Here is a 9,314-nt window from a genome sequence, read left to right as displayed (position 1 = left end):
AGTCGATGGGGTTGATGCGGTAGTCGATGGGGTTGAACCGGTGGCCGAGGAAGTCACCGGCGTCGGCGGCTCGGATGCTTTCTGGCATCCCGCCAGCAGGAGGACGGCGGCGGAAAGAACGATCGACATGCGGCTGGTATTCATGAATGCCTCCACTGTATAAATCAATACGGGTCAAGCGTGATTCATTCGGCTCCCTGTTGTATCGCGCAAATGCCGGATGGGTTGTGGTTCGACTTGTTTCCGATTCGCTAGTTCGGCAGCCGGGATTGTTGAAAATCAGACATAGTGGTGGCCGTCGCGCGGCGGGAATGTGTAAAGCCAAGGTCCGTCATGCCGGGCCGAACTTTTTCCATGCGGGTTACTCCACTTTATATTTGCAGACAGGAGAACAAGCATGGATCCAGTACTGAACGGCATGCAGGTGGCGATCGTCGTCACCGATGGCTTCGAGCAATCCGAACTCACCGAGCCGAAAAAGGCGCTGGAACAGGCCGGCGCAACCACCGCCATCGTGTCCAACAAGTTCGACAAGGTGCAAGGCTACAACCACGACCAGAAAGCCGACGAATTCACGGTCGATCTCCTGCTGACGGAAGCCGACCCGATGGAATTCCACGCCGTGCTGTTGCCGGGCGGCGAGATCAATGCGGCACAGCTGCGCAATATTCCGGAAGCCCAGCGTTTCATCCAGGGCATCGACGAGGAACAGAAGCCCATCGCTGTGATCTGCCACGGCGCATGGCTATTGGTATCGGCCGGGCTGGTTGAAGGCCGGACGCTGACCAGCTATCCTACCCTGCAGGATGAGATCCGCAGTGCCGGCGGCAATTGGGTGGATCAGGCAGCGGTAACGGAAGGCAATCTCATCAGCAGCCGCACGCCGGATGACCTTCCCGCCTTCAGCGAAGCGATGGTGGAAGCGATCTCCAACAAAATGCGGGCGCATCTGCGCGGAACACCGGACGAGAATGCCGTGGGCCTTGCGAGTAGCTAGTTTCTTGCATGGGAAAGCTGGAAGCTCTCGACGCCTTCGAACGTCGATAATTCCCTCGCCAGCTCGGTCAGCGGTGCGCCGCTGACCTTGTTGAACGCGACGCCGACGAAATGCCATTCGGCCTGGCCTTCCCGCACGGAAATGGCGATCGATCCGTTCGCAATTTCATAGCCTCGTTCGAGCGCCGCCTGCCGCAATCTTTCCTCGCTCGGCTGCACGCCCTTGCTAAAGCGCAGCGTGAAAGCGACCGCCTGCCGGGATGGCAGCCGCGCCCCGATTTTCGGTATCCATACCATGCACACCGCCGACAGGACCGCGAGTCCGATGGCGGCCGGATAAAAGCCGACCCCGATCAATATGCCGATCACTGACGCCGACCAGATGGAAGCGGCGGTGGTGAGTCCGCTGATATTGAAACCTTCCTTCATGATCACGCCGGCGCCGAGGAAGCCGATGCCGGTGACGATGCCCTGGATGATGCGCGTCGGATCGACGCCGTACAGCAATCCCGCTTCCGCGGCGGTGTGCCCGCCGTACCAGTCGCCGGGATAGCCGGCGATCACCGTCAGGGCCGCCGAGGCCATGCATACGAGGCCGTAGGTGCGCATGCCGGCGGCGCGGCCATGGTAGGAGCGCTCATAGCCGACCAGCAATCCCAGCAGCAACGCACCGATCAGGCTCAGGACGACGATCAGGTTCGCCGCCAGCACATGGCCGGTCCAGAATGCGGCAAGTGACTCCATGGTGGGCATCGGCAATCATCCTTCGGCATGCGATTGGGTATTGCCCGATGGTAGCGCGGATGCCTGGCGAGAAACTGCCTGGTTCGAACATTGTTGAGGTAAGTAAAGGGCAGGACGGTCCCAGCGTCATGCACCGACCACATCACTTGCGGAAGTTGCGCAGTCCTTCAAGATCGAGAATCTGGATGCCGCCGTAGTCGACCTTGAGCAGTCCTTCCTTCTCCAGTACCTGCAAGGCCTGGTTGGCCCGCTGGCGGGATGCGCCGGACAGGTAGCCGACCTCTTCCTGCGAAATCTGCAGCAGCGTGTTGGTGCCGGGGTAGAGATGCGGATTGAACAGCGCGGCAAGGCAGCGCGCCACCTTGGCGTCGACATCCAGCAGCCGGTCGAACTCCACCATGCCGATGAATTGCCCGAGCCGCTCATTCAATTGCATCAGCAGAAAACGGGTGAACGGCAGGCTGGTGTCGAGCAGCCACATGAAAGTCTTGCTCGGCATGCGCGCGATGCGGCTGTCGCGCAATGCGGTGACGTCATACTTGCGGTGTTCCTGCTTGAGCAGCGTGCCTTCGCCGATCCAGCCGCCGGCGGGCACGCCGGCAAACGTCACCGATTTTCCCTCGGGCGACAGATTGTTGATTTTTATCAAGCCTTCGATCACGCCGATCCACGCATCCACCATCTCGCCCTTGCGGCAAACGAAACCGCCTTTCGGCACGAACTGCTCGACGGTTTCGGCTTCCACCCGCGCCATCTGCTCGGGCGTCAGCTGCTGCGCCCAGATGGTTTGGCGCAACAATTGGTTGAAGGAGGCTTTATCAGAATTCATTGTGCAATGCGTCAACGATAGTTGAAGTTAGTTTGTTTTAAAGCGTAGATTGTCAATAAGATGACAGCGCATGAACGCGCATCACTCTAGTATCCTGACAAAAATGAGTTCTAAAAACATCACGGAGACATTGTAAGCGGTTACCGCGCGCCAGAAGCACGCATGCCGCTTGCATCGCCGTCACGGCGTCTCTTCTCTACCGAAGTGCAGGTCAAAGGAAAGAGCGGGATGATGGACGAGACACACGTCGCGGGGACGCAAACCTTCCCCCGCATATTGCTGCAGCACGCGAAGCAAAGACCGGGCAAACCGGCGTTCCGCGAAAAGGATCTCGGCATCTGGCAGACCTGGAACTGGTCCCAGGTGAGCGACGAGGTGCGTGCGCTTGCCTGCGGGCTGGCGGCCATGGGTTTCCGGCGCGGCATGAACCTGGCGATCGTCGGCGACAACCGGCCGCGCCTGTACTGGGCGATGATGGCCGCGCAATGCCTGGGCGGCGTGCCGGTGCCCCTGTACCAGGATGCGCCGGCGGCGGACATGGCCTATGTGCTGGACGATGCGGAAATCGATTTCGCCATCGTCGAGGACCAGGAACAGGTCGACAAGCTCATGGAGATCAAGGCCACGCTGCCGCGCATTTCGCACATCATCTACGACGATGAACGCGGCATGCGCAATTACACGCAGCCGGAACTGACTTCCTACAAGAACGTGCAGCAGCTCGGCCGCGACTTCGACCGCGCCAATCCGGATTTCTTCCTGCGCGAAGTGGCTGCCGGCAAGCCGGACGATGTATCGATCATGATGTACACCTCGGGCACCACCGGCAAGCCGAAAGGCGTGTGCATGGCGCATGGCGCGATGATCGCCGCGGCGACCGGCGGCGTCGGTTTCGACAAGCTCACCGATGCCGACGACATCCTGTCCTACCTGCCGATGGCCTGGGTGGGCGATCACCTGTTTTCCTTCGCGCAGGCGCTGGTGGCGGGCTTCACCGTCAACTGCCCCGAGTCCGGCGATACGGTGATGACCGACCTGCGCGAGATCGGGCCGACCTATTACTTCGCGCCGCCGCGCATCTTCGAAAACCTGCTGACCACGGTGATGATCCGCATGGAGGATGCCGGCTATATCAAGCGCAAGCTGTTCCATTACTACATGGACGTGGCGCGGCGCGTCGGCTCCGACATCCTCGACCGCAAGCCGGTCGGCATGATGGACAGGGTGAATTACACCGTGGGCAAGATGCTGATCTACGGTCCGCTGAAGAATGTGCTCGGCATGTCGCGGGTGCGCGTGGCCTACACCGCCGGCGCGGCGATCGGTCCCGACCTGTTCCGCTTCTACCGCTCCATCGGCGTCAACCTGAAGCAGCTGTACGGCGCCACCGAGACCTGCGCCTATGTGTGCCTGCAGCCTGACGGCAACATCAAGTTCGACAGCGTCGGCCTGCCCGCGCCCGGCGTGGAAGTAAAGCTGGCGGACAACGGCGAGGTGCTGGTGCGCTCGGCCGCGATGCTGAAGGAATACTACAAGCGTCCCGAAGCGACCGCCGAGGTGATCGACGAAAACGGCTATTTCCACACCGGCGATGCCGGCTTCTTCGATGAGCAGGGCCACCTGAAAATCATTGACCGTGCGGCCGACGTGGGCAAGATGTCGGGCGGCGACATCTTCGCCCCCAACTACATCGAGAACAAGCTCAAGTTCTTCCCCTTCATCAAGGAGGCGGTTGCCTTCGGCAACGGGCGCGACCGCGTCTGCGCCTTCATCAACATCGACATGGATGCGGTCGGCAACTGGGCCGAGCGGCGCGGACTGCCCTACGCCGGCTACACCGACCTCGCGGGTAAACGCGAGACTACCGACCTGATCGCCGAATGCGTGGAGAAGGTGAACGCCGATCTTGCCGCCGAACCGCTGATGAGCGGCACTCAGATCCACCGCTTCCTCGTCCTGCACAAGGAACTCGATCCGGACGATGACGAGCTGACCCGCACGCGCAAGGTGCGGCGCAAGTTCATCAGCGAGAAATACCGCGTGCTGATCGACGCGCTGTATTCGGAAAAGACCTCGCAGTACATCGAAACCCAGGTGAAGTTCGAGGATGGAAGGCAGGGCATGATCAGCGCCGACCTGCAAATCCGCGACGTCAAGACATTCCCCGCTATCAGGCAGGCAGCATGAAACGAGACGACGAAGGCGCAACCGGCGGGGCCATGACAAACGCCAGGCGGATCGGCGATGTCATCCTGAGCCTGAAAAACATTTCGCTGTCGTTCGGCGGCGTGAAAGCCCTGACCGACATTTCATTCGACGTGCGCAAGCATGAGATCCGCGCCATCATCGGCCCTAACGGCGCCGGCAAGAGCTCGATGCTGAACGTGATCAACGGCGTCTACCGGCCACAGCAGGGCGAAATCGTGTTCCAGGGGAAGCCCCGCAAGGACATGAACACCCATGGCGCGGCAAAGAGCGGCATTGCCCGCACCTTCCAGAACATCGCGCTCTTCAAGGGCATGTCGGTGCTCGACAACATCATGACCGGCCGCAACCTGAAGATGAAGTCGAACCTGCTGCTGCAGGCGCTGCGCTGGGGACCGGCGGAGAAGGAAGAGATTGCGCACCGGATGAAGGTGGAGGAAATCATCGATTTCCTGGAAATCCAGCATATCCGCAAGACGCCGGTCGGCCAGCTGCCCTACGGCCTGCAGAAGCGGGTCGACCTCGGCCGCGCGCTGGCGATGGAGCCGGAGGTGCTGCTGCTGGACGAGCCGATGGCCGGCATGAACGTCGAGGAAAAGCAGGACATGTGCCGCTTCATCCTGGATGTGAACGACCAGTTCGGCACGACGGTGGTGCTGATCGAGCACGACATGGGCGTGGTGATGGATATCAGCGACCGTGTGGTGGTGCTGGATTACGGCAAGAAGATCGGGGATGGCACGCCGGACGAGGTGCGGGGGAATGAGGATGTGATCAAAGCTTATTTGGGGGCGTCGCATTGAGTGGCACTGGATGGGATGCATTGACTACGAATCCGGCACCACTGCAAGGCACCTTCCCCCTTCCAGGGGGAAGGTTGGGATGGGGGTAGTGAGGTTAAACAACCGTATGCAATTGCTCGACCTCACTACCCCCACCCTAGCCCTCCCCCTGCAAGGGGGAGGGAACTCTACCGAAGGTTTGGCTGAATGAATAGGTACAAAAACAACCATGGCATTTTTCCTTGAAACCCTGCTCGGCGGCCTGATGGCCGGCATGCTCTACTCGCTGGTGGCGCTCGGCTTCGTGCTGATCTTCAAGGCGTCCGGCGTGTTCAACTTCGCCCAGGGCGCGATGGTGCTGTTCGCGGCGCTGGCGATGGCGCGCTTCGCCGAGTGGATACCGCGCTGGACCGGCATCGCGAACCCCATCGTGGCCAACGTCGCTGCCTTCCTGATCGCCGGCGCCATCATGTTCGTCGTCGCCTGGATCATCGAGCGCCTGGTGCTGCGCCACCTCGTCAACCAGGAAGGCGCCACGCTGCTGATGGCCACGCTCGGCATCACCTATTTCATGGAAGGCCTCGGCCAGACCATCTTCGGCAGCGACATCTACAAGATCAATATCGGCATGCCGAAGGAACCGATCTTCGTGATGGAATCGACCTTCCCGGGCGGCATCCTGGTCAACAAGGAGGACATCATCGCCGCCGCCATCGCCGCGTCGCTGGTCCTGCTGCTGAGTATCTTCTTCCAGAAAACCGCGACCGGCCGCGCACTGCGCGCGGTGGCCGATGATCACCAGGCGGCGCAGTCGATCGGCATTCCGCTCAACCGTATCTGGGTCATCGTCTGGTGCGTCGCCGGCGTGGTGGCCCTGGTCGCCGGCATGATCTGGGGCAGCAAGCTCGGCGTGCAGTTCTCGCTGACGACGGTGGCGCTGCGGGCCTTGCCCGTCGTCATTCTCGGCGGCCTTACTTCGGTGCCGGGTGCGATCATCGGCGGCCTGATCATCGGCGTCGGCGAAAAACTGTCGGAGGTGTATCTCGGCCCCTTCGTCGGCGGCGGCATTGAAATCTGGTTCGCCTACGTCCTGGCGCTTGTGTTCCTGCTGTTCCGGCCGCAGGGCCTGTTCGGCGAGAAAATCATCGATCGTGTTTAGGAAACCCTATGCTCTACCGTGAGAACGGCCAGTTCAAAACCAGTTACCAGGCCGACCAGCAGATCTTCCCGATTGCCCAGGACCGGTTCGTCATCGGCCTGATGCTGGCGTTCGCCTTCATCGCCGTGCCGATGCTGGCATCGGATTATCTGTTTCGCGCGATCCTGATCCCCTTCCTGATCCTGTCGCTGGCGGCGGTCGGGGTAAACATCCTGGTCGGCTACTGCGGCCAGATCTCGCTCGGCTCCGGCGCCTTCATGGCGGTCGGCGCCTACGGAGCCTATAACTTCTTCGTCCGCATCCCGGACATGCCGCTGATACCGGCATTGATTCTCGGCGGCCTGTGCGCGACGCTGTTCGGCATCCTGTTCGGCCTGCCCAGCCTGCGGGTGAAAGGCCTGTATCTTGCCGTCGCCACCCTGGCGGCGCAATTCTTCGCCGACTGGATGTTCCTGCGCGTGCGCTGGTTCACGCTCGACTCGCCCTCCGGTTCGGTCTCGGTATCCAACCTGCAGGTCTTCGGCTTGCCGATCGACAGCGCGGTCAGCCGTTACCTGTTCTGCCTTGCCGTCCTGGCGATCGTGGCCCTGCTGGCAAAAAACCTGGTGCGCGGCGCCATCGGCCGCGAATGGATGGCGATCCGCGACATGGACGTGGCGGCGGCGGTGATCGGCATCCGCCCGATGTACGCCAAGCTCACCGCCTTCGCGGTCAGCTCGTTCATCATCGGCGTGGCTGGCGCATTGTGGGGTTTCATCTATCTTGGTTCATGGGAGCCGGCGGCGTTTTCGGTGGACCAGTCGTTCCGGCTGCTGTTCATGGTGATCATCGGCGGCCTCGGTTCGATCATGGGCAGCTTCCTCGGCGCCGCCTTCATCGTGATCCTGCCGATCGCACTCAACCAGATCCTGCCGGTGCTGGCGAGCCTGGTCGGCCTGCAGATTTCCACCGCGGGGCTCGCGCATGCGGAACTGATGATTTTCGGCGGATTGATCGTGTGGTTCCTGATCGTGGAACCGCACGGCCTGGCAAGGTTGTGGTCGATCGGCAAACAGAAATTGCGGCTGTGGCCTTTTCCGCATTGAGTTGTTGTTGGTGTGCTTCATCAAATTAAATACACGGAGAGACAAATGAAGATTCGCAACATGGTCCTGGCAGCAGCCGTCCTCGCTGCCGCCACGTCGTCCGTCCTGACGACCAGTGCCTACGCCCAAGCCAAGGAACAGTATTTCCCGGTGCTGTCGTATCGCACCGGTCCTTATGCGCCGAACGGCGTGCCCTGGGCGAACGGCTATGTCGATTACCTGAAACTGGTGAACGCGCGCGGCGGCATCAACGGCGTGAAGATTTCGTTCGAGGAATGCGAGACCGGTTACGACACCGCGCGCAGCGTGGAGTGCTACGAGCGCCTGAAAGGCAAGAACGGCGGCGCTTCCATGGTGCAGCCGCTGTCCACCGGCGCCACCTTCGCCATTACCGAGAAAGCGCCGGTCGACAAGGTGCCGGTGGTGACCATCGGCTACGGCCGCAGCGAAAGCGCCGACGGCACCGTGTTCAAGTGGAATTTCCCGATCGCCGGCACTTATTGGGTAGCCGCCGATGCCATCATCCAGGCGATCGCCAAGAAGGAAGGCGGGCTCGACAAGCTGAAAGGGAAGAAGATTGCGCTGGTGTATCACGACAGCCCGTTCGGCAAGGAACCGATTCCGCTGCTGCAGCAGCGCGCCGGCCTGCAGGGCTTTGACCTGCAACTGCTGCCGGTGACGGCACCCGGCGTCGAGCAGAAAGCGACCTGGCTGCAGGTGCGCCAGGCGCGGCCGGATTATGTCGTGTTGTGGGGCTGGGGCGTGATGAACTCCACCGCGATCAAGGAAGCCCAGGCCACCGGTTATCCGCGCGAGAAGATGTACGGCGTGTGGTGGGCCGGTGCCGAGCCGGACGTGAAGGATGTGGCCGACGGTGCCAAAGGCTACAACGCGGTGACCATGCAGCATGGCGCGGAACCACAGTCGAAGTTCGTCAAGGATGTGCTGGCGATGGTGCATGACAAGGGCCAGGGCACCGGATCGAAGGAGGAAGTCGGACAGGTGCTGTACATGCGCGGCGCGATGAGCGCGATGCTCGGCGTGGAAGGCGTGCGCGCGGCACAGGAGCGGTTCGGCAAGGGCAAGGTCATGACCGGCGAGCAGGTGCGCTGGGGCCTGGAAAACCTGAACCTGACGCAAGCCAAGCTGGACGCGCTGGGATTCGCCGGCGTGATGCGCCCGATCAGCACCTCGTGCGCCGACCACATGGGCGCATCGTGGGCGCGCATCCATACCTGGGACGGCAAGCAGTGGAAGTTCACGTCGGACTGGCTGCAGGCGGATGACACGATCATCAAGCCGCTCGTGAAGAACACCGCGGCGAAGTATGCGGCGGAGAAGAAGCTGACGCCCCGCTCGCCGGAAGATTGTCAGGGATGAAGCCGGGAATTCGCAACGCACTGCGTTGCGCCGGCTGAATCGGAGCCGCTTGCAAGCGGCGACGTGGATGAGCGCGGGGTTTCACAAAGCACTGCTTTGTGCCGCGCGAATCGGAGCCGCCTATGAGCGGCGAC

The 9,314-nt window shown here is 61.6% G+C and carries 8 protein-coding genes; 6 read left to right on the top strand and 2 right to left on the bottom strand.

Annotation, left to right across the window (positions count from 1 at the left end; translation table 11 throughout):
• Positions 1–397 precede the first annotated feature (397 nt).
• Positions 398–997 (top strand): type 1 glutamine amidotransferase domain-containing protein, encoded by a 600-nt coding sequence (locus V7080_RS16655; protein ID WP_334189514.1) that lies wholly within the window; start codon positions 398–400, stop codon positions 995–997.
• Here V7080_RS16655 and V7080_RS16650 read toward each other — a convergent pair.
• Both V7080_RS16650 and V7080_RS16645 read right to left on the bottom strand, forming a co-directional pair.
• Positions 994–1,749 (bottom strand): MgtC/SapB family protein, encoded by a 756-nt coding sequence (locus V7080_RS16650; protein ID WP_334189513.1) that lies wholly within the window; start codon positions 1,747–1,749, stop codon positions 994–996. The genes V7080_RS16655 and V7080_RS16650 overlap by 4 nt on opposite strands.
• A 133-nt stretch (positions 1,750–1,882) precedes the next feature.
• Positions 1,883–2,569 carry a Crp/Fnr family transcriptional regulator gene (locus V7080_RS16645; protein WP_334189512.1) on the bottom strand — a complete coding sequence of 229 codons (687 nt, stop codon included), beginning with the start codon at positions 2,567–2,569 and terminating at the stop codon, positions 1,883–1,885.
• Positions 2,570–2,797: 228 nt separating this feature from the next.
• Between V7080_RS16645 and V7080_RS16640 the strand changes: the two genes are divergently transcribed.
• The 5 genes from V7080_RS16640 (at position 2,798) to V7080_RS16620 (ending at position 9,180) form a co-directional block, all read left to right on the top strand.
• Positions 2,798–4,756: an AMP-dependent synthetase/ligase gene (locus V7080_RS16640; RefSeq protein WP_334189519.1), complete on the top strand. Its 1,959-nt coding sequence runs from the start codon at positions 2,798–2,800 to the stop codon at positions 4,754–4,756.
• Positions 4,753–5,577 (top strand): ABC transporter ATP-binding protein, encoded by an 825-nt coding sequence (locus V7080_RS16635; protein ID WP_334189511.1) that lies wholly within the window; start codon positions 4,753–4,755, stop codon positions 5,575–5,577. Before V7080_RS16640 ends, V7080_RS16635 begins: the two co-directional genes overlap by 4 nt.
• 208 nt (positions 5,578–5,785) lie before the next feature.
• On the top strand, positions 5,786–6,715 hold the full coding sequence (locus V7080_RS16630) for a branched-chain amino acid ABC transporter permease (protein ID WP_334189510.1): 930 nt from the start codon (positions 5,786–5,788) through the stop codon (positions 6,713–6,715).
• Between the two features lie 8 nt (positions 6,716–6,723).
• On the top strand, positions 6,724–7,800 hold the full coding sequence (locus V7080_RS16625) for a branched-chain amino acid ABC transporter permease (protein WP_334189509.1): 1,077 nt from the start codon (positions 6,724–6,726) through the stop codon (positions 7,798–7,800).
• A 45-nt stretch (positions 7,801–7,845) separates the two neighbouring features.
• Entirely contained in the window at positions 7,846–9,180 is a 1,335-nt protein-coding gene (locus V7080_RS16620; protein WP_334189508.1) for an ABC transporter substrate-binding protein, read from the top strand.
• The last annotated feature ends 134 nt before the right edge of the window (positions 9,181–9,314 follow it).

The organism is Noviherbaspirillum sp. (assembly GCF_036846085.1).
Lineage (GTDB): Bacteria > Pseudomonadota > Gammaproteobacteria > Burkholderiales > Burkholderiaceae_D > Noviherbaspirillum.
The sequence above is the reverse complement of the archived record's forward strand: the minus strand, read 5'-3'. Positions and strand labels throughout refer to the sequence as shown.